22 protein-coding genes and 1 pseudogene are annotated in these 26,336 nt (G+C 70.9%); 16 read left to right on the top strand and 7 right to left on the bottom strand.

Going from position 1 to position 26,336, the window contains the following annotated elements; translation table 11 throughout:
* Window positions 1-194 precede the first annotated feature (194 nt).
* From ACH5AF_RS07290 to ACH5AF_RS07270, 5 genes are all read left to right on the top strand, one after another.
* Window positions 195-974, top strand: coding sequence for a response regulator transcription factor (locus tag ACH5AF_RS07290; RefSeq protein ID WP_398900494.1), 780 nt, complete (start codon window positions 195-197; stop codon window positions 972-974).
* A gap of 24 nt (window positions 975-998) precedes the next feature.
* Window positions 999-2,021, top strand: coding sequence for a LacI family DNA-binding transcriptional regulator (locus tag ACH5AF_RS07285; RefSeq protein WP_398900493.1), 1,023 nt, complete (start codon window positions 999-1,001; stop codon window positions 2,019-2,021).
* 420 nt (window positions 2,022-2,441) lie between these two features.
* Complete coding sequence (locus ACH5AF_RS07280; RefSeq protein WP_398900492.1) at window positions 2,442-3,491, top strand: S1C family serine protease; 1,050 nt, start codon at window positions 2,442-2,444, stop codon at window positions 3,489-3,491.
* Window positions 3,492-3,511: 20 nt separating this feature from the next.
* Complete coding sequence (locus ACH5AF_RS07275) at window positions 3,512-4,225, top strand: response regulator transcription factor (RefSeq protein WP_398900491.1); 714 nt, start codon at window positions 3,512-3,514, stop codon at window positions 4,223-4,225.
* On the top strand, window positions 4,222-5,688 hold the full coding sequence (locus tag ACH5AF_RS07270) for a sensor histidine kinase (RefSeq protein WP_398900490.1): 1,467 nt from the start codon (window positions 4,222-4,224) through the stop codon (window positions 5,686-5,688). Before ACH5AF_RS07275 ends, ACH5AF_RS07270 begins: the two co-directional genes overlap by 4 nt.
* 164 nt (window positions 5,689-5,852) lie before the next feature.
* Here the strand turns inward: ACH5AF_RS07270 and ACH5AF_RS07265 are convergent, their stop codons facing one another.
* Window positions 5,853-6,728 (bottom strand): phosphatidylinositol-specific phospholipase C, encoded by an 876-nt coding sequence (locus ACH5AF_RS07265; protein ID WP_398900489.1) that lies wholly within the window; start codon window positions 6,726-6,728, stop codon window positions 5,853-5,855.
* A gap of 191 nt (window positions 6,729-6,919) precedes the next feature.
* Window positions 6,920-8,740 carry a bifunctional metallophosphatase/5'-nucleotidase gene (locus ACH5AF_RS07260; protein ID WP_398900488.1) on the bottom strand — a complete coding sequence of 607 codons (1,821 nt, stop codon included), beginning with the start codon at window positions 8,738-8,740 and terminating at the stop codon, window positions 6,920-6,922.
* A gap of 602 nt (window positions 8,741-9,342) precedes the next feature.
* Between ACH5AF_RS07260 and mshD the strand changes: the two genes are divergently transcribed.
* Window positions 9,343-10,266 carry a mycothiol synthase gene (gene mshD / locus ACH5AF_RS07255; RefSeq protein ID WP_398900487.1) on the top strand — a complete coding sequence of 308 codons (924 nt, stop codon included), beginning with the start codon at window positions 9,343-9,345 and terminating at the stop codon, window positions 10,264-10,266.
* Window positions 10,267-10,364: 98 nt separating this feature from the next.
* The gene (locus tag ACH5AF_RS07250) at window positions 10,365-10,763 is read left to right on the top strand and encodes a GntR family transcriptional regulator (protein ID WP_398900486.1); all 399 of its coding nucleotides are present in this window, start codon (window positions 10,365-10,367) and stop codon (window positions 10,761-10,763) included.
* Window positions 10,764-10,863: 100 nt separating this feature from the next.
* Here the strand turns inward: ACH5AF_RS07250 and ACH5AF_RS07245 are convergent.
* Window positions 10,864-12,525 (bottom strand): annotated as a pseudogene (locus ACH5AF_RS07245) (IS200/IS605 family accessory protein TnpB-related protein).
* A gap of 307 nt (window positions 12,526-12,832) precedes the next feature.
* On the opposite strand from ACH5AF_RS07245, the gene ACH5AF_RS07240 reads away from it, so the two are divergent.
* The 7 genes from ACH5AF_RS07240 to pstB all read left to right on the top strand — a co-directional run bounded on the left by ACH5AF_RS07240 (window position 12,833) and on the right by pstB (window position 21,313).
* A complete protein-coding gene (locus ACH5AF_RS07240; protein WP_398900485.1) occupies window positions 12,833-15,064 on the top strand; it encodes an RNA degradosome polyphosphate kinase in 2,232 nt (743 codons plus the stop codon).
* Window positions 15,051-16,472: a hypothetical protein gene (locus tag ACH5AF_RS07235; RefSeq protein WP_398900483.1), complete on the top strand. Its 1,422-nt coding sequence runs from the start codon at window positions 15,051-15,053 to the stop codon at window positions 16,470-16,472. The genes ACH5AF_RS07240 and ACH5AF_RS07235 overlap by 14 nt, the downstream gene beginning before the upstream one ends.
* Window positions 16,469-16,918, top strand: a complete 450-nt coding sequence (locus ACH5AF_RS07230; RefSeq protein WP_398900482.1) for an NUDIX hydrolase — start codon at window positions 16,469-16,471, stop codon at window positions 16,916-16,918. The genes ACH5AF_RS07235 and ACH5AF_RS07230 overlap by 4 nt, the downstream gene beginning before the upstream one ends.
* A 270-nt stretch (window positions 16,919-17,188) precedes the next feature.
* On the top strand, window positions 17,189-18,319 hold the full coding sequence (gene pstS / locus ACH5AF_RS07225) for a phosphate ABC transporter substrate-binding protein PstS (RefSeq protein WP_398900481.1): 1,131 nt from the start codon (window positions 17,189-17,191) through the stop codon (window positions 18,317-18,319).
* Window positions 18,320-18,416: 97 nt separating this feature from the next.
* Window positions 18,417-19,412 (top strand): phosphate ABC transporter permease subunit PstC, encoded by a 996-nt coding sequence (gene pstC / locus ACH5AF_RS07220; RefSeq protein ID WP_398900480.1) that lies wholly within the window; start codon window positions 18,417-18,419, stop codon window positions 19,410-19,412.
* On the top strand, window positions 19,409-20,485 hold the full coding sequence (pstA, locus tag ACH5AF_RS07215; protein ID WP_398900479.1) for a phosphate ABC transporter permease PstA: 1,077 nt from the start codon (window positions 19,409-19,411) through the stop codon (window positions 20,483-20,485). Before pstC ends, pstA begins: the two co-directional genes overlap by 4 nt.
* 51 nt (window positions 20,486-20,536) lie before the next feature.
* Window positions 20,537-21,313, top strand: coding sequence for a phosphate ABC transporter ATP-binding protein PstB (gene pstB, locus ACH5AF_RS07210; RefSeq protein WP_398900478.1), 777 nt, complete (start codon window positions 20,537-20,539; stop codon window positions 21,311-21,313).
* Window positions 21,314-22,338: 1,025 nt separating this feature from the next.
* Here pstB and ACH5AF_RS07205 read toward each other — a convergent pair.
* Together ACH5AF_RS07205 and ACH5AF_RS07200 are read right to left on the bottom strand one after the other, a co-directional pair.
* Window positions 22,339-23,337 (bottom strand): anion permease, encoded by a 999-nt coding sequence (locus ACH5AF_RS07205; RefSeq protein ID WP_398900477.1) that lies wholly within the window; start codon window positions 23,335-23,337, stop codon window positions 22,339-22,341.
* A 5-nt stretch (window positions 23,338-23,342) separates the two neighbouring features.
* Complete coding sequence (locus ACH5AF_RS07200; protein WP_398900476.1) at window positions 23,343-23,963, bottom strand: DUF47 domain-containing protein; 621 nt, start codon at window positions 23,961-23,963, stop codon at window positions 23,343-23,345.
* A 194-nt stretch (window positions 23,964-24,157) separates the two neighbouring features.
* Here ACH5AF_RS07200 and ACH5AF_RS07195 point away from each other — a divergent pair, with 194 nt between their 5' ends.
* Window positions 24,158-24,502: a metal-sensitive transcriptional regulator gene (locus ACH5AF_RS07195; RefSeq protein WP_251022193.1), complete on the top strand. Its 345-nt coding sequence runs from the start codon at window positions 24,158-24,160 to the stop codon at window positions 24,500-24,502.
* 174 nt (window positions 24,503-24,676) lie between these two features.
* On the opposite strand, the gene ACH5AF_RS07190 is transcribed toward ACH5AF_RS07195, so the two are convergent.
* Together ACH5AF_RS07190 and ACH5AF_RS07185 are read right to left on the bottom strand one after the other, a co-directional pair.
* Window positions 24,677-24,871 (bottom strand): hypothetical protein, encoded by a 195-nt coding sequence (locus tag ACH5AF_RS07190; protein WP_398900475.1) that lies wholly within the window; start codon window positions 24,869-24,871, stop codon window positions 24,677-24,679.
* A 124-nt stretch (window positions 24,872-24,995) separates the two neighbouring features.
* The gene (locus ACH5AF_RS07185; RefSeq protein ID WP_398900474.1) at window positions 24,996-25,820 is read right to left on the bottom strand and encodes a hypothetical protein; all 825 of its coding nucleotides are present in this window, start codon (window positions 25,818-25,820) and stop codon (window positions 24,996-24,998) included.
* Window positions 25,821-25,984: 164 nt separating this feature from the next.
* Here ACH5AF_RS07185 and ACH5AF_RS07180 point away from each other — a divergent pair, with 164 nt between their 5' ends.
* Window positions 25,985-26,149 carry a hypothetical protein gene (locus tag ACH5AF_RS07180; RefSeq protein WP_215178134.1) on the top strand — a complete coding sequence of 55 codons (165 nt, stop codon included), beginning with the start codon at window positions 25,985-25,987 and terminating at the stop codon, window positions 26,147-26,149.
* Window positions 26,150-26,336 lie beyond the last annotated feature (187 nt).

The raw sequence follows: 26,336 nt of genomic DNA, 5'->3' as shown, positions 1-26,336 counted from the left end.
GACCGTTGTTACGGCCGGGTGAACACAGACTCACAAGGCTCTCTGGCGCGAGGGAGCCGCCGTACGAAGCAGTGCTGCACGCGTCCTCGCAGGGACCGAGGAGGAACCGACGTCATGGACGAGCGAACCGAGCACCGATCCGAGCACCGACCCCCATACGTGGACCGCAGGGCGATCCGGGCGGGTGGAATCCGATGAGCTCTCTGCTGCTCCTCACCAATGCTCTCCAGCCGTCGACGGAGGTGCTCCCCGCCCTCGGCCTGCTGCTGCACAACGTACGGGTGGCCCCCGCCGAGGGCCCAGCCCTCGTCGACACCCCGGGTGCCGACGTGATCCTCGTGGACGGTCGCCGCGACCTGCCACAGGTGCGTTCCCTGTGCCAGCTGCTGCGCTCCACCGGGCCGGGCTGCCCGCTGATCCTCGTCGTCACCGAGGGCGGGCTGGCCGCCGTCACCGCCGACTGGGGCGTCGACGACGTCCTGCTCGACACCGCGGGCCCCGCCGAGGTCGAGGCGCGGCTGCGGCTCGCGACGGGCCGCCAGCAGATCACCGCCGACGACTCTCCCATGGAGATCCGCAACGGCGATCTGTCGGTGGACGAGGCGACGTACAGCGCCAAGCTGAAGGGGCGGGTCCTGGACCTGACCTTCAAGGAGTTCGAGCTCCTCAAGTACCTCGCCCAGCACCCGGGCCGGGTCTTCACCCGCGCCCAGCTTCTCCAGGAGGTCTGGGGCTATGACTACTTCGGCGGCACGCGCACGGTCGACGTCCACGTACGGCGGCTGCGCGCCAAGCTCGGTCCCGAGCACGAGTCCCTGATCGGAACCGTACGGAACGTGGGCTACCGCTTCGTCGCCCCGGAGAAGGTCGAACGTGCTGCCGAAGAGGCCAAGGCGAAGGCCGCCGCGGCCGTCACCCAGACGGAGGACACCCCTGAAGTGGAGGAAGCGGCCGTCCGCCCTGCCCAGAGGTAGGTCACCCCGCGTAGACTGCGCGCCGTGGCCAAGGTGACGCGGGACGACGTAGCGAGACTGGCGGGTACTTCGACCGCCGTCGTCAGCTATGTCATCAACAACGGACCCCGGCCGGTCGCCCCGGCCACGCGCGAGCGGGTTCTCGCAGCGATCAAGGAGCTGGGCTACCGGCCGGACAGGGTCGCGCAGGCGATGGCCTCGCGGCGGACCGACCTCATAGGCATGATCGTGCCGGACGCCCGGCAGCCGTTCTTCGCCGAAATGGCACATGCGGTCGAACAGGCCGCTGCCGAGCGCGGAAAAATGGTGCTCGTCGGCAATTCCGACTACCGCGACGAGCGCGAGGTCCACTATCTGCGGGCGTTCCTCGGAATGCGCGTCTCGGGACTGATCCTGGTCAGCCAGGGCATGAGCGAGCGGGCCGCGGCCGAGATCGAGGCGTGGGACGCGAGGGTCGTGCTGCTGCACGAGCGGCCCGAGGCGATCGACGACGTCGCAGTCGTGACCGACGACATCGGCGGTGCGCAGCTCGCGACGCGGCATCTGCTGGAGCACGGCCACGAGTACGTCGCCTGTCTCGGCGGTGTCGAGTCGACCCCCGCGATCGGCGACCCGGTCGCCGACCACGTCGAGGGCTGGCGCCGGGCGATGAAGGAATCCGGGCGCTCGACGGACGGCCGGCTCTTCGAGGCGCCGTACAACCGCTACGACGCCTACCGGATCGCGCTGCAGATCCTGTCCGGGCCGGGCCGCCCTCCGGCGATCTTCTGCTCGACGGACGACCAGGCCTTCGGCGTGCTGCGGGCGGCGCGGGAGCTGCGGATCGACGTACCGGGCGAGCTGGCGGTGGCCGGCTTCGACGACGTGAAGGAAGCGGCGCTGACGGATCCGCCGCTGACGACGATCTCCTCGGACCGGCCGGCGATGGCCCGCGCCGCGGTGGACCTCGTCCTGGACGACGGCCTGCGGGTGGCGGGCTCCCGCCGCGAACGCGTGAAGCTCTTCCCCTCGGGGCTGGTCATCCGCCGCTCCTGCGGCTGCGGCTGACGCGCGGGCGCGTCGCGCTTGGTGTGGGCGCGCCCCCCGGCGGCCGTGGCTGCGCCCCGAGCGCCCCGCACCGCCGGAGCGCGCCGCCCCCGGCGTAGCTGCGCCTCCGAGCACCACACACCCGCCGGGGCGCGCCGCCCGGCCTGGCTGCCCTGCCAAGCGCACCACACACCCGCCGGGGCGCGCCGCCCGGCCTGGCTGCCCTGCCAAGCGCACCACACACCCGCCGGGGCGCCGCCCCGGACCCCGCGCCTCAAACGCCGACGAGGCTGCAATGGACTCGCCACCCCCGCACCGACACCACCTGCTTGCCCTGGTCGACCCGGTCGACGGCACTTACCGCCGCCGGCCACGACGTTCTGTCGGGCTTCTCAGCGCCGCCTCAGACTGCTCTCATCTGCACCCCCGACAGTCGCTTCCATGAGCGACCACTACCGCCCGAGCGGCGACGAGGGAACCCACCACCATCCCGGCACCTGCCCGCCGCCGCCCCCGCCCCAGGGGCCGCCGGTCACCGTGTGGCCGGGGGGCGGTGGGGCGGCCTACCAACCGCCCGTCGGTGAAGCGCCGGCGCCCGTCGGTCACGCGCCGACGACGCACCGGGCCCGGGCCAAGCGGCCCGTCGCGCTCATCGCCGCTGTCGCGATCGCCGCCGCGGCCGTCGGCGGCGGCGCCTCCGCGTTCGTCGGGCAGTTCGCCGGCGGCGGCAGCACCGGCTCCGGCTCCGTCGCCGCGGGCACCAACGTCTCGCAGACCAGCAAGGGCACCGTCGCCGGCGTCGCCCAGGCCGTCTCGCCAAGCATCGTCGAGATCAATGCCACCTCCGCCGCCGGACAGTCCACCGGCTCCGGCGTGATCATCACCTCCGGTGGCGAGATCGTCACCAACAACCACGTCGTCTCCGGAGCCGACAGCATCAAGGTGCGGCTCGGCGACGGCAAGACGTACACCGCCGAGATCGTCGGTACGGATCCCGACAAGGACCTGGCCCTCATCGAGCTGAACGGCGCGTCCGGACTGAAGGCCGCCACCCTCGGCGATTCCGGCGCCGTCAAGGTCGGCGACGAGGTCGTCGCGATCGGGTCCCCCGAGGGTCTGACCGGCACCGTCACCAGCGGCATCGTCTCCGCGCTCGACCGTGACGTGACGGTCGCCAAGCAGGACGACCAGGAGCGGCAGGACCCCCGCCAGAACTGGCCCTTCGAGTTCGGCGGACAGCAGTTCAACGGCGACACCGGCGACTCCAGGACCACCTACAAGGCGATCCAGACCGACGCCTCCCTCAATCCCGGCAACTCCGGCGGCGCGCTGATCGACATGAACGGCGAGATCATCGGCATCAACTCCGCCATGTACTCGCCCAGTTCGGCCACCGGCTCCACGGCAGGCAGCGTCGGTCTCGGCTTCGCCATCCCCATCGACACGGTCAAGGCCGACCTGGACAGTCTGCGCTCCGGCGGGGACAACTGATCGCGTGCGAGGCTGGGTCCATGACTGAAGGCGACCGCATCCTCATCGTCGACGACGAGCCCGCCGTGCGCGAGGCGCTGCAGCGCTCCCTCGCCTTCGAGGGGTACGGCACCGAGGTCGCCGTCGACGGCGTCGACGCTCTCGCCAAGGCGGAGGCGTACGCCCCCGATCTGATCGTCCTCGACATCCAGATGCCCCGGATGGACGGCCTGACCGCCGCCCGTCGGCTGCGGTCCGCCGGGTCCCGGGTGCCGATCCTGATGCTGACGGCCCGCGACACGGTCGGCGACCGCGTCACCGGGCTCGACGCGGGCGCCGACGACTACCTGGTCAAGCCGTTCGAGCTGGACGAGCTGTTCGCACGGATCCGGGCGCTGCTGCGGCGCAGCTCGTACGCGGCGGCTACCGGGGCCGCAGCCGAGGGGGACGTGCTGTCGTTCGCCGATCTGCGCATGGACCCGGCGACGCGCGAGGTCACCCGTGGCACCCGTCGCGTGGAGCTGACCCGTACCGAGTTCACGCTCCTGGAGCTGTTCCTGGCCCATCCGCGCCAGGTCCTCACCCGTGAGCAGATCCTCAAGTCCGTGTGGGGCTTCGACTTCGAGCCCAGTTCCAACTCGCTGGACGTGTACGTGATGTACCTGCGGCGCAAGACGGAGGCGGCCGGTGAACCGCGGCTGGTGCACACCGTGCGCGGCGTGGGATACGTGCTGCGGTCGGGCGGTCCGGAGTGATCGCACGCCTGCGTGCCCTGCCCCTGCGCTCCCGGCTCGCTCTGCTGGTGGCGACGGCGGTCGCGTTGGCCGTGGCGGTGGTCTCCACCGTCTGCTGGGTCGTCGTTCGCGGCAAGCTGTACGACGAGGTGGACGACAAGCTGCACTCCGTCAGCGAGAACACGCCGCCGCTGCGGGCCATCGACATCGCCGCCACGCTGGGCAGCTGCGCCCGGGAGACCGCCGACCCCGCCGAGTTCCAGGGGCCGAGGTCCGACTACTACTTCCAGTTCGCCCGGGCCGACGACGACCGGCCGTGCGTCTTCGCCAAGAACTCAGCGGGCACCGTCCAGGTCACCGCCGCCGACCGGGACGTGGCACGGGCCGGTGACCCGACGGTCGAGACGTACCGCGACGGCACGGACACCGAGGGCCGGTCGGTGCGGGTACTGACCGTCGCGGCCGTCGCTGACGGCCCGGCCGGTGGGGTCGGCGGAGTCGTCCAGGACACCGCCGTCATGTACGCGTTCCCGCTCAAGGAGATGGAGAACACGCTGCGCGAGCTGGCCCTGCTACTGCTCGTCGTCTCCGGCGTCGGCGTGTTCGGCGCGGGCGCGGCCGGCCTGTGGATCGCGCGCACGGGACTCGCCCCCGTGGACCGGTTGACCGGCGCCGTCGAGCATGTGGCCCGTACCGAGGACCTGAGCGTGCGCATCCCGGCCGAGGGCAACGACGAGATCGCCCGGCTGTCGCGCTCGTTCAACGCGATGACCGCCGCGCTCGCCTCCTCGCGCGACCTTCAGCAGCAGCTCATCGCCGACGCAGGTCATGAACTGCGCACCCCGCTCACCTCGTTGCGGACCAATATCGAGTTGCTGGCCCGCAGCGAGGAGACCGGACGCGCGATCCCGCCGGAGGACCGCCGGGCCCTGCTGGCGTCGGTGAAGGCGCAGATGACGGAACTGGCGTCGCTGATCGGCGATCTCCAGGAGCTGTCCAGGCCCGACAGCGGGGCTCACGGCCGCCAGGTGCAGGTCGTGGCGCTGCACGAGATCGTCGACGGCGCGCTGGAGCGGGCCCGGCTGCGCGGGCCGGAGCTGACGCTCGAGGCCGACGTCCGACCCTGGTACGTACGAGGTGAACAGGCTTCCCTGGAACGGGCGCTGGTCAACGTGCTGGACAACGCGGTGAAGTTCTCACCGCCCGGCGGAGTCGTCCAGGTCGGTCTGCGGGACGGCGAGCTGACGGTGCGCGACCACGGGCCCGGCATGGGAGCCGAGGAACTCCCGCATGTCTTCGAGCGGTTCTGGCGCTCTCCGTCGGCACGGTCGCTGCCGGGGTCGGGGCTGGGCCTGTCGATCGTGGCCCGTACGGTCCGACAGGCGGGCGGCGAGGTGGCGCTCGCCCCGGCGGAGGGCGGCGGCACCGTTGCGGTGATCCGCCTGCCGGGCGCGTCGACGCCACCGCCGTCCACGGTTCGGTAGAGCGGGCACGGCCCGGTGGCGGTGCCGGGCAGCGCCCGCGCCGCTGTCAGCGGCATGCATCGCCGGCAGCGGAACCCCGGGCCCTGCCCGCCCGCACCTCTTGGCCGCCCGTACCTCATGCCCGCCCGCGTCCGCGCCACCAGCGGCCGGCGCGCCGGGGCCCGTCAGCCGTTGTGGCGGATGAGGGAATCGACCAGGCCGGCACGGGTGTTGGGGAAGTCCATGGGGACGATCCCGAGCCCGCGCCAGCCGCTCGCCACGGAGCTGTCGATGAAGGAGTGGACGCGCGGGTTGAGGTTGTCGGAGTTCCAGCGCGGGGGCAGGTACGCCGCCGTGCTGACGTAGTTGACGAACAGCTTTCCCGGCTGCTCCACGGCCTTGCGGAATTGCGCCTCGATCCTGGGGTACTTGGCGCTGGGCGCCGCGTTCCAGTCGTCCTGGATGTCGAAGAGCGCGCCGTCCGCGTACCGCACGCCCGGCAGGCCGCCGTTGTCGCCGAGGAGGACGACCTTCCCGCGCGCCTGGCCGAGCACGGGGATGCTGTCGGCGATGCTGAACAGCGGCCGCCAGCCGCGACCGTCGAGGTAGTCGTCGAAGATCGCCCGGAAGGTCGTGTCGCTGTCCTCGGAGTACTCCTGCTTGACCCGCATCAGCACGGTCTCGGAGGGGTGGGCGGTGAGGAAGTCACGGCAGGCCACGAGGACATCGCCGAACATCATGTTCTGGTAGTACGGCCCGTGGTGGATGGCGAACGAGCCGCCGGTCACGCGGCACCGTACGTCCAGGAAGCGGATGCCGCTGTTCAACTGCTCGGCGATGGTCGTGTTCTGGCATTGCGTCCACAGCCCGCCGAACCGGGCGCCCGAGTCGTGGGTGCCGGGGATTGTCAGTCGCTGAAGAGGCGTCGAGTCGGCGGCACCGGCCATCCAGTCCTGCGCGGACAGGGTGGTACGGCGCGGTGCGGCGGCGGCGTGGGGGGCGCCGATGAGGGCGGCGGCGGAGAAGGCCGCCGCGCCCGAGAGAAATCTCCGTCGGTCCATGGCAGCGGAGTATGACGCGGCCACGACAAACTGCGCCAGGGCCCGGGGACCCACCGGCCCGGCCGTACAGCGCCCCATGACCCCGGTGGGGCGGCGGGCCCACCGGCCCACCGCCCCACCGTTCGCCTCGCGCGCTTCGCGCGTCGCGTTCACCGCTTACCGCTTACCGCTTACCGCTTACCGCTTACCGCTTACCGCACGATCGTGATGCGGTCCGCGGCCGGCGGCGCGATCGGCGCGGACGCCGAGGAGTTCGCCGCCAGGTAGGCGTTGAAGACGTCCAGGTCCGAGGCGCCCACCAGCTTGTTGGTGTGCTCCTTGAAGACCGCGAAGCCGTCACCGCCGCCCGCGAGGAACTCGTTCATCGCGACCCGGTAGGTCTTCGCCGGGTCGATCGCCCCGCCGTTCAGCTTCACCGAGTCCACCACGATCCGGTCGGCGCCGGTCTTCGTCAGGTCCAGGGTGTAGGTGAAGCCCTTCGAGATCTGGAGGATCTTCGGGGACGCCTCGTTCGGGCCGCTGACCTGCTGCTGGAGCGCGGTGATCAGCTGGGCCCCGGTCAGGTCGACGACGTTCATCATGTTGGTGAACGGCTGGACCGTGAAGGCCTCGCCGTACGTCACCACACCGTCGCCCTCGCTGCCCGACGCCTTGTACACGAGGTCCGAGCGGATACCGCCCGGGTTCATCAGCGCCAGCTGCGCACCGCCCTTGTCCGCCGGTGCGAGGCCGGCGAGCTGCGCGTCCGCGATCAGGTCGCCGAGCGGCTTCTCCAGGGTGGTGGCGCCACGGCCGTTGATGTCGGTGGAGATGAAGCCCTGCGGACGGTTCGCGATCGGCGCGGCCAGCTTGTTCCAGCGTGTGATCAGGTCCGTCATGTCCTGGGCCTTGGCCTGGTCACGGCTGACGATGTGGTTCGCCGACTTCACCGAGGTACGGACGATGTCACCGGTCCGCCGGTCGTAGGTGAGGGTGGTGTCGGTGTAGAGCTTGCCGTACGAGGACGCCGACGTGACCATGCGCGGCTTGCCGGACGGATCCGGGACCGTGCACACGTAGGCCTGGTGGGTGTGGCCGGTCACCAGCGCGTCGACCTTGGGCGTGATGCCCTTGGCGATGTCCACGATGGGGCCGGAGATCCCGTCGCCCGCACCCGGCGAGTCGCAGTCGTAGTTGTACGACGCGGAGGCGGGCGAGCCGCCCTCGTGGATGAGCGCGACGATCGACTTCACGCCCTTGCGGTCCAGCTCACGGGCGTACTTGTTGACCGTCTCGATCTCGTCGTGGAACTTCAGGCCCTTGATGCCGTTCGCACTGACGATGTCCGGCGTGCCCTCCAGGGTCACCCCGATGAAGCCGATCTTGACGCCGTTCTTCTTCCAGACGGTGTACGGCTTCAGGATCGGCTTGCCCGTCGACTCCTTGGTGACGTTGGCCGCGAGGTACGGGAAGTCCGCTCCCTCGAACTCCTTGCCCTCCTCGAAGCAGCCGTCGGTCGGGTGGCAGCCGCCGTTCTGGAGCCGGGCCAGCTCGACCGCGCCCTCGTCGAACTCGTGGTTGCCCACGCCCGCCACGTCGAGGTCCAGCTTGTTGAGCGCCTCGACGGTCGGTTCGTCGTGGAAGAGGCCGGACAGCAGGGGGCTCGCGCCCACCAGGTCACCGGCGGCCGCGGTCACGGAGTACGGGTGCGCCTGGCGCGCGGTGCGCAGCGAGGTCGCGAGGTACTCGACGCCACCGGCCGGGATCGTCTTGACCGTGCCGTCGGCCTGCTTCTCGGAGACGGCGCCGGCCGAGCCGGCCGGCGGCTCCAGGTTGCCGTGCAGGTCGTTGAAGGAGAGCAACTGCACATCGACGGTGCGCGGGTGATGGTGCCCTGAGCCCTGCCGGTCAGCGTCGGTGGCGCCGGCCGGCAGCGCGGCGGCGAGCGCGCCGGCCGTCGCCAGCCCGGCGGCAACGGCGAGCATGCGCCGGGTGCGCCTGGCCGCGCGATGTTTGGGGGGTGTCGCTGACATCTGTCTCCTCGTCAGGTCCAACGTGGTGAAGGGGCTGCGAGCGGCAGCCTAGAGTCAACGCGCGTAGCACGACAGGGGGATACGGGTTACGGCCTGGTTGCCATCACGCAGGAACGGGGCGTTCCAGGCATATCGGCCGCGCCGCGGGACCACCGGCTCGCCTACTCGCACATCCGGCGAGGCGGGCGGAACGCACACCGGCCAAGCACGCTGCCGCACAGAGGCCGACGACCCATCAGGTCCTGCCCGGCGGGACACACCGGCTCACCCGCTCACACATCCGGCGCGGCGGGCGGAACGCACACCGGCCTAGCGCGCTGCCGCACAGACGCCCGACGACCCCCCTCGTCCCGCGCGGCGGGACGCACCGGCTTCTCCGCTGCGGTCCCGGCATGCCACGATCGGCGTACTCCGCCCCCGCGGGCGGGACGGCTGTGGCCCCTCCGGCCCCGGCGCGCCACGACCGGCGGCGTCCGCCCCGCGTGCGCCGCGTCCCCCCGCCCGCGACTGTCCCCGCGACCGGCCCCGCCACTCCCGACCGGTCCGACACATCGCGTACCACGCATCACCCGCACCGCCATCCCCCGCCGTACCCTCGACACATGACGATCGACGCAGTGATTCCGGAGCCCGGCCGGCAGATCCAGTCCCTCGACGAACTCGCCGCGGAGCAGGCCGAGGCCGTGTCCGAGCTGCTCGCCGAAGCCGTCCGGTCCGACGGGATGCAGGCCGTTTCCGAGCAGGGCCGACTGCAGCTGCGCGGCGGCCGGCGGGAAGGCGTGCGGCACTTCCTGCTCACCGTCGAGGGCAAGCTCGTCGGCTACGCCCAACTGGAGGACACCGATCCCGTCGAGGCCCCGGCCGCCGAGCTCGTGGTCCACCCGAGCCACCGCGGACGCGGCCACGGACGGGCCCTCGGGACGACCCTGCTCGACGCGTCGGGCAAGCGGCTGCGGGTCTGGGCGCACGGCGGGAAGTCCGCCGCCCGTCACCTGGCACAGGTCCTCGGCCTGACGCTGTTCCGTGAACTGCGCCAGTTGCGCCGCCCGTTGACCCCGCAGAGCGTCCCTGAGGCGGTGTTCCCGCCGGGTGTCACCGTACGGACCTTCGTGCCGGGGCAGGACGACGCCGCATGGCTCGAGGTGAACGCCGCCGCGTTCGCCCACCACCCCGAGCAGGGCTCGCTGACCCAGCGGGACCTGGACGACCGCAAGGCCGAGCCGTGGTTCGACCCCAAGGGCTTCTTCCTGGCCGAACGGGGCGGCCGGATCGTCGGCTTCCACTGGACGAAGGTGCATGCGGAGGAACAGCTCGGCGAGGTCTACGTCGTCGGCATCCGCCCCGACGCCCAGGGCGGCGGCCTCGGCAGGGCCCTCACGGCGACCGGCCTGCGCCACCTCGCCGCCCAGGGCCTGCCCACCGCGATGCTCTACGTGGACGCCGACAACCTGGCAGCGCTGCGGGTGTACGAGCAACTGGGCTTTGTGACGCACGAGGTGGACCTGATGTACCGCACCGAGACCTGAGCCGGCCGCCGACGGCCGGAGGGGGCGGGGCATTGACACCGCCCCCTCTTTTACACCACCCTTTCACTACTCAACTAGTGAAAGGGTGGTGAAGTGACGTGGTCGAGTTCCGCATCGACCGGCGCAGTGGCGTCGCCACCTACCTCCAGATCGTCCAGCAGACCAAACAGGCCCTGCGCCTCGGACTGCTGCGCCCCGGCGACCGCCTGCCGACGGCACGCGAGGTCGTCGAGGCCACGGCCATCAACCCGAACACCGTGCTCAAGGCCTACCGCGAGCTCGAACGCGAAGGACTCGTCGAGGCCCGCCGCGGCCTCGGCACCTTCGTGACCGGGACCCTCGGCGGCCAGGCGGCCGGCACACCGCTGCGCGCCGAGCTCGCCGACTGGGTGGCACGGGCCCGCGCGACGGGACTGGAGACGGACGACATCACCGCTCTCCTCACCTCCGTACTGGAGGCCGAGGGACCGGACGGACATGAGGGGGGCGGCATATGACCGCGACCGCGATCGAGGCGCAGGGCCTCGGCAAGACCTACCGCGGCGCCGAGCCCGCGTCCATACGCGAAACTCGTACGTCGCCCAGGACAAACCGTTCCTATGGGCTGAGCGGGAGTGAGTCCTGTTGCCAGGACGTGTGCTCAGTCGAACGCTCCGAACGGTATTGGGCGTTCTGGTTGCCCGCGTTCGCTCCGTGTCCGGGCGGCGCGCATCGTGTGCGTGGTCCGGGAATACGGGGGCGGGGTTCCTCACGCCCGAGGGTGTCCGGTCGGGCCTGGACGGTCCGATGCCCACGACGATCACTCCGGTCGTCGTGGGGCGGTGTCGTCCGTCGCCGGATCGGATGCCCTTGGGCGCGTCTTCCGATCGCCACGGCGGCAGCGTCGTGGCGTGTGGTGTTGCGGGTGGTGCTGGTCAGGGGTTTCTGCCAGTGCTGGGCACCCCACTTGCTGGTGTAGGCGGGGTCGACGGCGATGATGCTGATGCCCGTGGCGTCGGCCATGGAGGCGAGCCGGGTGCGGAGCCTGCCGGTGGGCATGCCGGAGACGAGCTGCCGGAACCGCTTCTTGCGGCCGTGCTTCTCCCGGGTCTTGTCCTTGGTGAAGTCCAGGTCCTCGACAGCGATCGCGGCCACATCGCACGCTTTCGCCCAGTGCAACAGTCGCGAGAGGGCGTGGCGGACCTGGGCGTCGCGATGTGGGGCGGTGCCGGTGAGGTCGTAGGAGAAGCGGTGGGGGTTGCCGATGGGGTTGCCGTGGGCATCGAGGCGCCAGGCGGCGAGGTGGTCGGCGTTCATGTCGACACCGATCACACCCCGGGCGAGCGCGGATTCCAGCGGGACCGTGGGGGTGGACGGGTGTTGCCAGGAGGCGGTCAGGTACCAGCGGCCGCGGTCGGTGTCGTAGTGGATGCGGTAGGCGACGGCCCGGTTCGCTTCGATGCGGCCGGCCCATTCGGCGCCCCGGTGCGCGAACCGCACCCGGCAGGCGAGCACGTACCGGCCGTGTGGGGCGTTCGCCAAATGCGCCAAAGGCGCCGGGAGCCTGATCGACACCTGCCCGCCAGGGCTGATCCGGATGGTCTCGTTGCCGTACCGCTTCCCGGCTTCCCCGTCCGCCGACAGGAACCAGCGCTCGGCCTCCCACCGCTCCCGCCACTCGGCCTCCGTCCACCCGGCCTCGGCGAGATGGTGCCGGGTGTTCAGCAGGCGGCGGCCACCGCGCACCACCCGCACCCGCCCCGCCTCCCAGTCCACAACAGCCGCCGCATACCGCGCCTGAAGGACCCGCAGCCGACGGGACTTCGCATGCCACTCCCGCCGCGACCGGTACCCACCCGGCGCCTTTCCCGAGCCGCGTGCCCCGACCGGCAGGGACAGCCGGTGCCGCAGCATGCCGATCCCAGCCTCCAACTGCTGGATGTGCGAGGTCAGGCAGCGCCGCGCCAGCGCCCACTGATCGTGCGACGCCTTCGTCACCGCCCCCGCCCACCGCGACGACGACAGCGACGTCAGGCCCCGTTTACGCCCCGCCCACGACTCGGCCGAGTGATCCAACCCGTCCCCGCAGCGCGCTTTGAGGTCCCGGGAGGCCAGCGCACCCAGATGCGCACCCACCCACCGCAGCACCTCCACATCCTCAGCGGTCAGGTGCTTCAACCGGTCCCGCACCGCCACACCCGACGGCCCCTGGGCGACGAACGGCGCAGCCGCCACCCGCAGACCCGAAACCGACCGCACCCCACCACCCCCGCCCGGAATCCCAAACCGCCCCCTGTCGAACTGATCAACGAACCCCACCCCGAAAGGTCACCCACTCCCACCCCGAACACCCCACAACGCCATCACAACCAACCGCACCCGAGCGCATACACGAACGCCCCGGAACGACCCCCCTGGGCCCCGCCACGTTTTCCTCACGTCATGTCGTCGTTACCGAGCATTCAGACGCCCTTGCGACCCTCGGGCAATGCAGCCCGCTGTGCCCGACTCCCCCGACCGGAGAAAAGCCCTCGCCCCGGCCCTCTCCGACGCGCCGGTGACACTTTCCGCGCGGAACAATGGGGTCATGAGCCAGCAGCCCGCCGAGGTCCCGGTCCAGCACCCCCAGCCGTCCGTCGCGTCCATAGCGGCGCACCGGCCGCACACCGTCGCCGCCACCGTCTCCGATCTCGAACCCGATCTCGACGCGGATCTCGACACCTACGTCGAGGAGTCGGAGCACATGCTCGCCGGTGAGCTGCCCCAGGGGCGGTTCCTCGACCGCGAGCGCAGCTGGCTCGCGTTCAACGAACGCGTCCTCGAACTCGCCGAGGACACGGCCACTCCCCTGCTGGAGCGGGCCAACTTCCTCGCCATCTTCGCGTCCAACCTGGACGAGTTCTTCATGGTCCGGGTGGCAGGACTCAAGCGCCGTATCGCCACCGGCGTCGCCACCCGCTCCGCGTCGGGTCTCCAGCCCCGCGAGGTCCTCGACCTGATCTGGACCCGCTCGCGCGAACTCATGGCACGCCACGCCGCCTGCTTCCAGCAGGACGTCGCCCCCGCACTCGCCGACGAGGGCATCCACCTCATCCGCTGGCCCGAGCTCACCGAGAAGGAGCAGGCCCGCCTCTTCACCCTCTTCCGCCAGCAGATCTTCCCGGTCCTCACGCCGCTGGCCGTCGACCCCGCGCACCCCTTCCCGTACATCTCGGGACTCTCGCTCAACCTCGCCGTCGTCGTGCGCAACCCGGTCAGCGGCCACCGCCACTTCGCCCGGGTCAAGGTGCCGCCGCTGCTCTCCCGCTTCCTGGAGGCCTCCCCGCAGCGGTACGTGCCGCTGGAGGACGTCATAGCGGCGCACCTCGAAGAGCTGTTCCCCGGCATGGAGGTCCTCGCCCACCACATGTTCCGGGTGACCAGGAACGAGGACCTCGAGGTCGAGGAGGACGACGCGGAGAACCTGCTCCAGGCCCTGGAGAAGGAGCTCATGCGGCGCCGCTTCGGCCCGCCGGTGCGCCTGGAGGTCGAGGAGTCCATCGACCCGTACGTGCTCGACCTGCTGGTGCGCGAGCTGAAGGTCTCCGACGCCGAGGTGTACCCGCTGCCCGGGCCCCTGGACCTCACCGGCCTGTTCGGGATCTCGGCGCTGGACCGCCCCGAGCTGAAGTTCCCGAAGTTCGTCGCGGGCACCCACCGGGAGCTGGCCGAGGTCGAGTCCGCCTCCGCGCCCGACATCTTCATGGCCCTGCGCGAACGGGACGTACTGCTGCACCACCCGTACGACTCGTTCTCCACGTCCGTCCAGGCCTTCCTGGAGCAGGCCGCGGCCGACCCCGACGTCCTCGCCATCAAGCAGACCCTGTACCGCACCTCCGGCGACTCCCCGATCGTCGACGCGCTCATCGACGCCGCCGAGTCCGGCAAGCAGGTCCTCGTCCTCGTCGAGATCAAGGCCCGCTTCGACGAGCAGGCCAACATCAAGTGGGCGCGCAAGCTGGAGGAGGCCGGCTGCCATGTCGTCTACGGGCTCGTCGGCCTCAAGACACACTGCAAGCTGTCGCTCGTCGTCCGGCAGGAAGGCGAGACGCTGCGCCGCTACTCGCACGTCGGCACCGGCAACTACCACCCCAAGACCGCCCGGCTCTACGAGGACCTCGGGCTGCTGACCGCCGACCCGCAGGTCGGCGCGGACCTCTCCGACCTCTTCAACCGGCTCTCCGGCTACTCCCGCCGCGAGACCTACCGCCGGCTGCTGGTCGCCCCAAAGTCCCTGCGCGACGGCCTGATCTCCCGCATCAACAAGGAGATCACCCATCACCGCGCCGGCCGCCCCGCCTATGTGCGCATCAAGGTCAACTCCATGGTGGACGAGGCGATCATCGACGCCTGCTACCGGGCGGCGATGGCGGGTGTCCCGGTCGACATCTGGGTACGCGGCATCTGCGCGATCCGCCCCGGCGTCGCGGGCCTCTCGGAGAACATCCGGGTGCGCTCGATACTCGGCCGCTTCCTCGAACACTCCCGCGTCTTCGCCTTCGGCAACGGCGGCGAACCGGAGGTGTGGTTCGGCAGCGCCGACATGATGCACCGCAACCTCGATCGCCGTATCGAGGCACTGGTACGGGTCACCGACCCGGCCCACCGCGCGGCCCTGACCCGGCTGCTGGAGTCGGGCATGTCCGACACCACGTCGTCCTGGCACCTCGGCCCGGACGGCGCGTGGACCCGGCACGCCACGGACACCGACGGTCAGCCGCTGCGGCACGTACAGGAGACGCTCATAGACGCCCGGAGGCGCCGGCGTGCACAGCCCTGAACTTTCCCGCGACACCGCCACGGCGGGCGAGACGGTCGCCCACTACCTCCACACGCAGGCGGGAGACTTCCTGCGCAGTCTGCGGCTGCACAGTGAGAGCGGCGCGGACACGGCGGGCACGGCGGAGGCGGCGCGCGCGCTGCGGGCGGCGTCGAGCCGGATCAGCGGGACGCTGCACACCTTCCGCCCACTGCTCGACCCGGCCTGGGCGGACGGCCTGCGGACGGAACTGGGCTGGCTGTCCGCGACCCTCGCACAGGAACACTCCTGCACGTCCCGCCTGGCCCGCCTGCTGGACGCACTGTCGCGCCTGTCGGGCACCGCCCCCCTGCCACCGGCGCGAACGGAGGTGTCCGTGCGGTACGCCTCCGGCCAGGGCGGCCACGCCGCGGCGGGAGCAGCGGGCCGTACGGCCAACCCGGTGACGCCGGTCCCGGGCGGTACCGACACGCCTGAAGAGGCGGCCCTCGCGGCGGGCGGCCACGCGGCCGCGGCAGGCCCGGCCCGAGGGCGCGACCGAGGCGTGCGGCGCACGGACGCGGCGGCCGCCTCCCGAGCGGGGGCATCGGGCGTCGCGACCGACACGCTGCCGACCGCGGCGGACAGCACAACCGGGCGCCGCGAAGCACACCAGGACCGTCCCACCGGACACCGCGAAGCACACCAGGACCGTCCCACCGGACACCGCGAAGCACACCAGGACCGTCCCACCGGACACCGCGAGGCACACCAGGACCGTCCCACCGGACCCGCGAACAGCGCCCCGGCCCCTGCGCGCGGAGCACTCACCGTCGGGGCCGCGCGGGCCGGGGCCCTGCTGGAGCGGCAGCTCACCCTCGCCCGGACCCGGGCGCACTCCGCCGCGCTACAGGCGCTCGGCTCCTCCCGGTTCCACGCCGTCGCCGACGCCGTCGCCTTACTCGCCTCCGAGCTCCCGCTGGCCCCCGCCGCCGCGGGCCCGGCCGCCGAGACGCTCGGCCTGCTCGCCGAGGTCGCGGAGCGACGCCTCCTCGACGCCGTCGCCCGGCTGCCCCTGGGCCGCGCGGCCCACCCGTACAACGCGGACGCCCTGGTCAACGGCCTCGCGGCCACTACCGCCGGCGAGGAGCAGGACGTCCCGTGGCACGAGGTCCGCAGGTTGCTGCGGGTGCACCGCCACGCACAGGAGGTGCTGCACCCCGGCGCCGAACCGGTCCTGTGCCACGCCGGACTGGTGCTGGACCACCACCGCGACGCCGCCGAGGCGTCCGAGGCCGCCGCGGCAGCGGCCCGTACGCCCCGGATCGCGCCGGCCACCGCGTACGCCCTCGGCGTGCTCCACGCCGACCAGCGGCACGAGGTCGAGGCCGCCAGGTTCGCCTTCCAGCAGGAATGGCGGCACGCCACGGTGACGGTCGTCACGCCATGACCGACGGCGCCACGAGGCAAGACGAGCCGGCCGGCACCGAGCCGGTGCGGGCCGCCGGCTGCGTGCTGTGGCGCCGCTCCCCGCACGGGGACGACGGCATCGAGATCTGCCTCGTCCACCGGCCGAAATACGACGATTGGTCGCACCCCAAGGGCAAGCTCAAGCGCGGTGAGGACGCGCTGACCGCCGCCCTGCGCGAGGTCCTGGAGGAGACCGGCCACCGGTGCGTCCCGGGCGCCCGGCTGCCCTCCGTCCGCTACCTCGCGAGCGGTCGGCCCAAGCACGTCGTGTACTGGGCCGCCGAGGCCCGCTCGGGTTCCTTCGCGGCCGGCACCGAGGTGGACAGCATCGTCTGGCTGTCGCCCGCCGCCGCACGCGACCGGCTCACCCAGCCCCGGGACCGTGCGCTGGTCGACGCCCTGATGCAGGCGCTGCACACGGCCTGAGCGCCCCCCGGCCGGGCCGGTCCGGCGAGCAGGCGCTCTCGATCAGGTCAATTCTGGAACTCGATCAGGTCATTCGTGGGAGCAGCACCAGGCCGTCCGACACGGTTCACCTCGCGTTCACTCTCCCCCGTTGGTCACTTCACCTGATCTGCCTAATTTCGGCCTTACACGGTGTCCGGTGCAGTGCCGGTCCCCCACCCCCGACACACGCCGCCACAGAACGTGACGACAAGGTCAGCGTCCGGCGGCTCCTGGAAGGAACACCCGAAAGTGAAGCTTCAGCGCAAGAACGGGCTTCGTGCCACCGCGCTCGGTGCCCTCGCCCTGTCCGGCGCCCTGGCCCTCACGGCGTGTGGTTCGGACGACAACGCCACGCCCGGCAACGGCACCAAGACCGGCGCTGCGTCGAACGTCAAGTGCGACGACGCCAAGGGCCAGCTCCTCGCGGCCGGCTCGACCGCCCAGAAGAACGCCATGGACCTGTGGGTCAAGAACTTCCAGGCCGCCTGCTCCGGCGTCGAGGTCAACTACCAGGCCATCGGCTCCGGCGGCGGCATCACCAAGTTCAACCAGGGCCAGGTCGCCTTCGCCGGCTCCGACTCCGCGCTGAAGCCGGAGGAGGTCGAGGAGTCCAAGAAGATCTGCAAGGGCGGCCAGGGCATCAACCTGCCGATGGTCGGGGGCCCCGTCGCGATCGGCTACAACCTGGACGGCGTGGACAACCTGGTCCTCGACTCCTCCACCCTGGCGAAGATCTTCGACTCGAAGATCAAGAAGTGGAACGACGAGGCCATCGCCAAGCTCAACCCCGGCGTGAAGCTGCCTGACACCGAGATCCAGGCCTTCCACCGCTCCGACGAGTCGGGCACCACGCAGAACCTGCACAAGTACCTCAGCGAGGCCGCCCCGGCCGACTGGAAGCACGACCCGAAGTCGAAGTCGTGGCTCGCCCCCGGTGGCCAGGCCGCCAACGGCTCCTCCGGCGTCGCCGCCCAGGTCAAGCAGACCCAGGGCTCCATCGGCTACTTCGAGCTGTCGTACGCGACCTCGCAGTCCATCGACACCGTCAAGCTGAACACCGGTGCCGCGGCCCCGGTCGAGGCCACGACCGAGAACGCGTCGAAGGCCATCGCCGCCGCCAAGATCAAGGGCACCGGCAACGACCTGGCCCTCTCCCTCGACTACAAGACGAAGGCCGAGGGCGCCTACCCGATCATCCTCGTGACGTACGAGATCGCCTGCGACAAGGGCAACAAGGCGGAGACGCTGCCGACCCTGAAGGCGTTCCTCAACTACACCGTCAGCGACGAGGGCCAGAAGGTCCTCGCCGAGGCCGGCTACGCCCCGCTGCCCGCCGAGATCGCGGCGAAGGTCCGCGAGATCGTCCCCACCCTGGCCTGACGTCCGGCCGGGGCCGGTCCGCCACCGCGCGGGCCGGCCCCGGCATCCGGTGCACCGCCGCCTGGAGCCCCATGGCTCCGCAGACCGGAGACTGACAATGGATACAGCAACCACCACGAAGAACCCACCGCCGCGCGCGCCCGGCGCCGAGCGCAGCGCCCGCGGAAAGGCCCGCCCCGGCGACCGCATCTTCCTGGGCCTGTCCCGGGGAGCGGGCATCTCGCTGCTGGTGATCATGGCCGCGATCGCGGGATTCCTCGCGTACCGCGCGGCGATCGCCATCTCGAAGGACGACGCCAACTTCCTCACCGCCTCCGAGTGGAACCCGGCCGGCAGCCCGCCGGTGTTCGGCATCGCCGTGCTCGCCTTCGGCACGGTCGTGAGCTCGGTCATCGCGATGGTCATCGCCGTGCCGGTCGCCATCGGCATCGCGCTGTTCATATCGCACTACGCACCGCGCAAGGTCGCCGCCCCGCTCGCGTACGTCGTCGACCTGCTGGCCGCCGTCCCCAGCATCATCTACGGCCTGTGGGGCGCCATCTTCCTGGTGCCCTACCTCGACGGCCTGAACAGCTGGCTCGACGAGTACCTCGGCTGGACCTACATCTTCGACAAGACCGGCGAGGGCGTCGCCCGCAACCTGTTCACCGTGGGCATCCTGCTGGCGATCATGATCCTTCCGATCATCACCAACGTCACCCGTGAGGTCTTCCTCCAGGTGCCGCGGATGCACGAAGAGGCCGCTCTCGCCCTCGGCGCCACCCGCTGGGAGGTCATCCGCATGTCGGTGCTGCCCTTCGGCCGCTCCGGCATCATCAGCGCCTCCATGCTGGGTCTGGGCCGCGCCCTCGGCGAGACGATGGCCGTCGCCGTCGTCCTGTCCCCCAGCTTCCTCATCTCCGCGCACCTGCTGGACCCGGGCGGCGGCACGTTCGCGCAGAACATCGCCGCGAAGTTCAACGAGGCGGACGAGTTCGGCCGTGACGCGCTGATCGCCTCCGGCCTCGTCCTGTTCGTCATCACCCTGCTGGTCAACGGAGCGGCCCGCGCGATCATCGCCCGCCGCAAGGAGTACTCGGGGGCCAACGCATGAGCCAGGTCATTGAGGACAAGCGTCCGGCGCCCGCCGCCGTACGCACCGCCCCCCTGTCGCACGCGCGCATGCCGCGCTGGGCGCCGGCCGCCATCGCGGCCGGGTCGATCGCCGCGGGATGCGGCATCGGCCTGGGCGCCGGCTGGCACAGCCGCATCCAGTGGGGCCTGATCGCCGCGCTGCTCTTCGTCGCCGCGACCTACGTCATCACGGCGAAGGTGGAGAACGTCCGCCAGGCCAAGGACCGCGTCGCCACCAGCGTCGTCTGGGTCTGCTTCGTCCTGGCCGTCGTGCCGCTGCTCTCGCTCGGCTGGGTCACCATAAGCAAGGGCATGGAGGTCGTCGACGGCTACTTCCTCAGCCACTCGATGAACGGCGTGCTCGACGCACAGCCCGGCGGCGGCATCTACCACGCGCTGCTCGGCACCATCGAGCAGGTCCTGATCGCCACGGTGATCGCCGCGCCGATCGGCATGCTCACCGCGATCTACCTGGTCGAGTACGGACGCGGGAAGCTGGCCAAGGCCGTCACGTTCTTCGTCGACGTCATGACCGGTATCCCGTCGATCGTCGCCGGTCTGTTCGTCCTCGCGACGTGGAACCTGATGCTGGGCTTCGGCCCCTCCGGCTTCGCCGGCGCCATCGCGCTCGCGATCCTGATGATGCCGGTGGTCGTCCGCTCCACCGAGGAGATGCTGAAGCTGGTCCCGAACGAGCTGCGCGAAGCCTCGCTCGCCCTCGGCGTGCCGAAGTGGCGGACCATCCTCAAGGTGGTCCTGCCCACCGCGATCGGTGGCATCACCACCGGCGTGATGCTCTCCGTCGCGCGCGTCACGGGTGAGACCGCCCCCGTGCTGCTGCTCGTGTTCGGCACGAAGCTGATCAACCCGAACCCCTTCGAAGGCGCCCAGTCCTCACTGCCGCTGTACGTGTACGAGCAGTACGCGGTCGGCACGGACGCCTCGATCGCGCGCGCCTGGGGCGCCGCGCTGGTGCTGATCGCCTTCGTCATGCTCCTCAACCTGGTCGCCCGCGGCATCGCCCGCTGGAAGGCCCCGAAGACCGGCCGCTGAGGCCACGACATCGGCTCCGCCGACGCGGGGCACTTTTGGAAGTGAAGTGACATGGCCAAGCGAATCGACGTCAGCGGCCTGACCGCCTACTACGGCTCCCACAAGGCGATCGAGGACATCTCGATGACCGTGGAGCCCCGTTCCGTCACGGCCTTCATCGGCCCGTCCGGCTGCGGCAAGTCCACGTTCCTGCGCACCCTGAACCGTATGCACGAGGTCACCCCCGGTGGCCGCGTCGAGGGCAAGGTGATGCTGGACGACGAGAACCTGTACGGCTCGAGCGTCGACCCGGTGGCCGTGCGCCGCACGGTCGGCATGGTGTTCCAGCGGCCGAACCCGTTCCCGACGATGTCGATCTTCGACAATGTCGCGGCGGGTCTGCGGCTGAACGGCAACTACAAGAAGTCCGAGCTGAGCGACGTCGTCGAGAGGTCCCTCAAGGGCGCGAACCTGTGGAACGAGGTCAAGGACCGCCTCAACAAGCCGGGCTCGGGTCTGTCCGGCGGTCAGCAGCAGCGTCTGTGCATCGCCCGCGCGATCGCCGTCGAGCCGGACGTGCTGCTGATGGACGAGCCCTGCTCGGCGCTCGACCCGATCTCGACGCTCGCGATCGAGGACCTGATCGGTGAGCTGAAGGAGCGCTTCACGATCGTCATCGTGACGCACAACATGCAGCAGGCGGCGCGTGTCTCGGACCGCACGGCCTTCTTCAACCTGGCGGCGGTCGGCCAGCCCGGCAAGCTCGTCGAGATCGACGACACCGAGCGGATCTTCGCCAACCCGTCCGTCCAGGCGACCGAGGACTACATCTCGGGACGCTTCGGATAAGACGTCTTGGGGTGCTGCATGGCGGTGCCACCCACAAGACGAAGGGCCCGCTCCCTCTCCCAGGGGGCGGGCCCACGCGTGTCTCCCGCTCCCCATCCCGTACACGGGGCTCCGTCCCGGACCCCGCTATCGCTCGCGGCGGTGGCCTCGCAACGCCTACGGTCGGACGACCGTGGGCCGGCGCCCCTCCAGCACCTGGCCTCCCCCGTCCCGGCATCGCCTTTCGACGGCCCTCGCCCCTACGGTCTGACGACCGTAGGCAGGGATCCCCGCTTCCGGACCGGGCTCCGCCTGGAACCCCAGTACCGCTGCGGCGATGCCTACTGGTCGACGACCGTGGGCCGGCGCCCCTCCAGTACCGGGCTCCGCCCCGACCCCGTACCGCCCGCGGCGGCGGCCGCGCACCCCCTACCGAGACCGTGCGCAGGTATCCACTTCCCGGACCGGGTTCCGCCTGGAACCTCCGGTACCGCTGCGGCGATGCCTACGGTCCGACGACTGTGACGCTGGGCCCATCCAGTACCGGGCTCCGCCCCGACCCCGTACCGCCCGCGGCGGCGGCCGCGCACCCCTACGGTCCGAGACCGTGAGCAGGATCTGTTTCGCGGACCGGGGCTCCGCGCCCCGGTCCCGGTACCGTTTCGGCGACGCCTACGGTCCGACGTCCGTGGGCAGGGCTCTCCAACCTCGTACCGGGGCTCCGCCCCGAGTTCCCGTACCGCCTTCGGCCGTGTCCTCAATGGCCGGACGCGCTGGAGTTGCCCGCAGGCACAGCCACCTCGCCGGCGATTTGGGACGTGTCGCAGGGCAACCTCCCGCCTCGCCGGCGCTTGAGGCGCGGGGCGCGGGGCGGAGCCCCGGTTGCGCACGGAAAATCTCCAGCCCCCGGGCGCTTGAGGCGCGAGGGTCCGGGGGCGGAGCCAGCGGAAGTCCGGCAGGGCGGAGCCTCGGTCCCGCGGGCCGCCCCGAAAGCCAAAGGGCCCGGCCGCCCCCAGGTGACCGGGCCCCTTCCCCACAGCTCGGCGTCAGCCGAAGACCAGGTACACGACCCCGTAGCTCAGCGCAGCAACCGTCGCCGCCGCCGGCATCGTGATGAACCACCCGAGGACGATGTTCTTCGCGACGCCCCACCGCACCGCGTTCACCCGCTTCGTCGCCCCGGCACCCATGATCGCCGAGGTGATCACATGGGTCGTCGAGATCGGCGCGTGGAACAGGAACGCCGAGCCGAACATGATCGACGCACCCGTCGTCTCCGCCGCGAACCCCTGCGGCGGATCCAGCTCGATGATCTTGCGGCCCAGCGTCCGCATGATGCGCCAGCCGCCCGCGTACGTGCCCAGCGACAGCATCAGCGCACAGGCGATCTTCACCCAGGTCGGGATCGGGTCGCCCGCGTTCTCCACGTCCGCGATGACCAGGGCCATCACCACGATGCCCATCGTCTTCTGCGCGTCCTGCAGGCCGTGACCGAGCGCCATACCGGCCGCCGACACCGTCTGGGCGATACGGAAACCGCGCTTCGCCTTGTGCGGGTTGGACTTCCGGAACATCCACAGGATCGCGACCATCACCAGGTAACCGGCGATGAGCCCGACGAAGGGCGACACGAACATCGGGATGACGATCTTCTCGAGGACGCCGGTCCAGATGACGTCCGTCCCGCCCGCGAGCGCCGCGCCGACCATGCCGCCGAACAGCGCGTGCGAGGAGGAGGACGGCAGGCCGAAGTACCAGGTGACGAGGTTCCACACGATCGCCCCGACCAGCGCGGCGAAGAGGATGCCCATACCGCGCGAGCCCTCGGGCGTCGCGATGAGTCCTTCGCTGACGGTCTTGGCGACGCCCTGCCCGAGGAACGCACCCGCCAGGTTCATCACCGCGGCCATCGCCAGCGCAACGCGTGGCGTCAGCGCACGCGTGGAGACGGAGGTCGCTATGGCGTTCGCGGAGTCGTGAAAGCCGTTGGTGTACGTGAATCCGAGCGCGACACCAATGGTCACGATCAGGGCGAAGGTGTCCACGAAGTTCAGGACTCCTTGACCGCGATGGTCTCCACCGTGTTCGCGACGTGCTCGAACGCATCGGCGGCCTCTTCGAGCACATCCACGATCTGCTTGAGCTTGAGGACCTCGATGGCGTCGTACTTGCCGTTGAAGAGGTGGGCGAGCAGCTTGCGGTGGATCTGGTCCGCCTGGTTCTCCAGCCGGTTGACCTCGATCCAGTACTCGGTGAGGTTGTCCATGGTGCGCAGGTGCGGCATGGCCTCGGCAGTCAGCACGGCCGCACGGGCCAGGACCTCGATCTGCTGCTCGACACCCTTGGGGAGCTCTTCCACGTTGTAGAGGACGACGAGGTCGACGGCCTCCTCCATGAAGTCCATGATGTCGTCGAGCGACGATGCGAGCGAGTAGATGTCCTCGCGGTCGAACGGCGTGATGAACGAGGAGTTGAGCTGGTGGAAGATCGCGTGTGTCGCGTCGTCCCCGGCGTGCTCGGCTGCCCGCATCCGTTCCGCGATCTCGGCCCGGGCGCTGGACTCCGCGCCGAGCAGTTCCATCAGGAGCTTCGAGCCGGTCACGATGTTGTCCGCGGACGCGGCGAACATGTCGTAGAAGCTCGTCTCCCTGGGGGTCAGACGAAAACGCACGTGGGGTCCTCGGGGTGCATTGGATTCGGTCAGGCTGATGCTAGGCGCATCATCCGGCCACGGCTAACCGGCAAGGTCCCAGTGTCGCCCATGAACTGGCCGGATCAGCACAGACCCCCACAGGTTTCCCCACGATTCGTTACGATATACCCACGAGGGGTATACATTCCCTTTCTGGACAGCGGGAGGACGCGATGACGACCACCGAGGCGGCCGGCCCCCCGGTCACGGACCACGAGACCGACCACGACCACGGCGTGCACGGCTACCACAAGCAGAAGGACGAGCACCTCAAGCGGCTGCGCCGCATCGAGGGGCAGATCCGTGGGCTGCAGCGGATGGTCGACGAGGACGTCTACTGCATCGACATACTCACCCAGGTCTCGGCCTCGACGAAGGCGCTGCAGTCCTTCGCACTGCAGCTCCTGGAGGAGCACCTGCGGCACTGCGTCGCTGACGCGGCCGTCAAAGGCGGCGCCGGGGTCGACGCGAAGGTGGAGGAGGCGACGAAGGCGATCGCTCGCCTGCTGCGCACCTGACCAGGCCGTTTACGCCCGTTTCGCGCCGTCCCGCGCCGTGGACCGCCGCGCCGCGCGGGACGGTGCGAGTGGCTTGATCTATACGCCCGCGCGCCGGTGCCGGCGCCCCGCGCCGTACGACCTCATCCGGCGTTGCCGTACGACCTCATCCGGGCCGTCGACGACGGGTGGCGATCATCCCGCTCCGACGGCCCCCACCGGCCTCTCCGCCGCCACCATGAGCACCTCGTCGATACGGTCGGGGCTGAGCCGGTCCTCGTCCGCCGCGGATGCCGCGATCATCAGCTCGCCGCACAGCTCGATCTCGGCGAGGGCGACGGCCACGTGGTCCTCCTGGACCGTCGTCGTACTGAGCGGTGCCACGTGCAATCACCTCTTCCGGCCGATGTCGGTTCCCTAGCGTAGGGAGCGGACACACACCGCGCATGGCACGTCCGGACCATTTGGGCCCTGGCCTTCCCGGGCCCCTTCACGCTGCCCGGTCCACCACCGCTCAGGCCTTGATCTTGCCGGAGTAGATGTCCTCCCGGTCCGGGAGCCGTACCCGCACCGGGGTTCCGAAGTCGAACAGCACGGTCGTCGAGGTCACCGCCACCGCCCGGCCGTCGTTCACGAAGCTGAAACGATGCCGCACCTTGCGCAGCAGACCGGAGTCATCGAGATACGCGTCGAACGGGACGACGTCCCTGGTGAACCCTCTGGCCGCCGCCGCCAGCGACGCCCGCACGTGCGGTTCGGCGGTCTTCGCCGCCCTGCCGATGTCCGTCGTGCCCCGGAAGTGCCGCAGCTTCTGGCCGGAGAGCTCCGTCTCGCCCACGTACGTCACCTGCTCGGCAGCGCGCAGCAGTTCGGCAGCGGCCAGCGGGTCGGTCGCGCCGCCGGTGACGAGGTTCCCGTCCGCCAGCGTGGTGGTGTCGACCCGCACCCACTTGTCCGCGGGCACCCCCGCGCCCCGGTTCTTCATGTAGAGCGCACCCGGCGTCAGCAGCTCGGTGATCGGCTCGTGCCCGCGCTCCCCCGCGGGGTCCTGCGGCAGGACGACGGTCAGCCGGCCCATCCGCCGGACGAAGTCGTAACCGCCCTCGCCACGGATGGTGACCCGGGTGCCGCCCGTTGCCATCTCCATCGACGTACGCGCCCCGGCGCTCTTCGCCGCGGCCAGCGCGTCGGCCGCGCTGCGGACCTCGTCGATGGCGCCCTGTCCTCTGCTGTCCTCGGCGGCGCCCGCGCCGGAGCACCCGGTGGCGGCCATCACCCCCACCACGGTCGCCGCGACGGCGACCGCGCCGCCCCTGCGCCTGTGCTGCTGCACCACCATCGCCTGCCAACCCCCAGAGCCGGACCACTGCTTGGACGAGCCCCACCCCTCCCCTCGGTCCGAGGAGGCCCGGGGACACTCCCTTCGGATAACGACCGCCCGGTCACCTCGTCACGCCGGTCCCCGCGCCCTGCGACACGCTGCCGGGGCAGTACGGTTGGCAAGTGCCCCAGCAGGACCTGCCCGCCGGCAATCCGGCGCACCTCACCACGACCGTCGAACGTGGTTCCTTCGCTGTCGCCCGCTGCAGCTGCGGCTGGTCCGGCCCCGCGAGGCGGTCCAGGGACCGGGCGCGTACGGACGCCCGCGCACACGCCTCGACCGCCTGACACGAACCGGCCGCCCGTACGGGCCGATCTGTCGTTTCACGCCGGCCGGGGCTCGCGGAACCCGCCTGCGCCCCGTACCGTCTCCACTCCCAGGAGTCTCAATGACGAAGTCAAGCCGCCTGCGTGACCGGCGGGGCGGAGGTGAAGACCCGTCCGTCACGCAGAAGTGCCCACAGAACGCTCGCTC

Source organism: Streptomyces sp. NPDC018833, assembly GCF_044390825.1.
Classification (GTDB): Bacteria; Actinomycetota; Actinomycetes; order Streptomycetales; family Streptomycetaceae; genus Streptomyces.
The sequence above is the reverse complement of the archived record's forward strand: the minus strand, read 5'-3'. Positions and strand labels throughout refer to the sequence as shown.

What these genes read in the sequence shown, in the direction of transcription:
- ACH5AF_RS07290 (WP_398900494.1), top strand. Translation starts at nt 195, where the DNA reads ATGAGCTCTCTGCTGCTCCTCACCAATGCTCTCCAGCCGTCGACGGAG.
- ACH5AF_RS07280 (WP_398900492.1), top strand. Translation starts at nt 2,442, where the DNA reads ATGAGCGACCACTACCGCCCGAGCGGCGACGAGGGAACCCACCACCAT.
- ACH5AF_RS07275 (WP_398900491.1), top strand. Translation starts at nt 3,512, where the DNA reads ATGACTGAAGGCGACCGCATCCTCATCGTCGACGACGAGCCCGCCGTG.
- ACH5AF_RS07265 (WP_398900489.1), bottom strand. Translation starts at nt 6,728, where the DNA reads ATGGACCGACGGAGATTTCTCTCGGGCGCGGCGGCCTTCTCCGCCGCC.
- ACH5AF_RS07260 (WP_398900488.1), bottom strand. Translation starts at nt 8,740, where the DNA reads ATGTCAGCGACACCCCCCAAACATCGCGCGGCCAGGCGCACCCGGCGC.
- mshD (WP_398900487.1), top strand. Translation starts at nt 9,343, where the DNA reads ATGACGATCGACGCAGTGATTCCGGAGCCCGGCCGGCAGATCCAGTCC.
- ACH5AF_RS07240 (WP_398900485.1), top strand. Translation starts at nt 12,833, where the DNA reads ATGAGCCAGCAGCCCGCCGAGGTCCCGGTCCAGCACCCCCAGCCGTCC.
- ACH5AF_RS07230 (WP_398900482.1), top strand. Translation starts at nt 16,469, where the DNA reads ATGACCGACGGCGCCACGAGGCAAGACGAGCCGGCCGGCACCGAGCCG.
- pstC (WP_398900480.1), top strand. Translation starts at nt 18,417, where the DNA reads ATGGATACAGCAACCACCACGAAGAACCCACCGCCGCGCGCGCCCGGC.
- pstA (WP_398900479.1), top strand. Translation starts at nt 19,409, where the DNA reads ATGAGCCAGGTCATTGAGGACAAGCGTCCGGCGCCCGCCGCCGTACGC.
- pstB (WP_398900478.1), top strand. Translation starts at nt 20,537, where the DNA reads ATGGCCAAGCGAATCGACGTCAGCGGCCTGACCGCCTACTACGGCTCC.
- ACH5AF_RS07195 (WP_251022193.1), top strand. Translation starts at nt 24,158, where the DNA reads ATGACGACCACCGAGGCGGCCGGCCCCCCGGTCACGGACCACGAGACC.
- ACH5AF_RS07185 (WP_398900474.1), bottom strand. Translation starts at nt 25,820, where the DNA reads ATGGTGGTGCAGCAGCACAGGCGCAGGGGCGGCGCGGTCGCCGTCGCG.